1 protein-coding gene is annotated in these 817 nt (G+C 65.6%); it reads right to left on the reverse strand.

Annotated features, from left to right (window positions below; all coding sequences use genetic code 11):
- A partial coding sequence (locus G7A99_RS22135) for a twin-arginine translocation signal domain-containing protein (RefSeq protein ID WP_163144149.1) occupies positions 1-434 on the reverse strand: 434 nt, incomplete at its 3' end.
- Positions 435-817: the final 383 nt, after the last annotated feature.

Below are 817 nucleotides of genomic sequence, written 5' to 3' on the forward strand. Positions count from 1 at the left end.
GGCGGGCCCGCCCACTCCGCCACCTCGCCCCCGGCGATCACGCCGGCGAGGTCGTGGGCCGCGTCGGCGGACAACTCGGCGAAGGGGCAGTCGTGACGCCGCTGCGCGAGGGCGTCGAGGCCGTGGGCAACACCGGTATAAAAGCCATCCCACGGCGCGGGCACGTCCAGGTAACGGATCATGAGCAGGCTATCCGCCGGGTCCACGGAGAGCTGTGCATCCAGGTAGTGCGCCAGACCCGCCTCGTCCGCACCGGGCAGCAGCACCTCGCCGTAGGCGGCCAGGGCCCGGGCCTGGGCCGGCGTGAGCGTGCGCAGATCGGCGCCCTCCGCCCGGGCCTCGCGGGGTGTCAGCCAGGCCGGCACACCACCGACAGTGAACAGCACGGCCCCGGAGGCGGCCCCCTTCAGAAACGTTCGGCGATCCAGCGGCATCACGGCTCCTCTCGTTTTTGCCCCACACGGCTCACCACCGCATTTCTTTATATATAAATATTTATTGAGTAAAACAGATCCACACCGGATTGCAACCGCCGGGCGTGGGCCGGGAGCGCGGACAGGGGCCGCCACTGGTCGCTGACGGACGGTCTCCAAGCGATGTTGCAGCGCGTCAAACGCTTTGCTACGCTGCATCGCAACAAGGCTGATGAGTTCGATCAGGCCTTGTGAACTCAAAAGCCTAGGAGGCTCATCATGACGAACACGAACTTCAGTCAGTTCACCGAGCAGTTCGAGAAGACCGTCCTCGGTCCGATGCGTGCCTACGCGACCATGGCCGTGGATCACTTCGAGAAGCTCTCCGAGGTGCAGTACGACGC

This window comes from Arhodomonas sp. KWT (assembly GCF_010993615.1).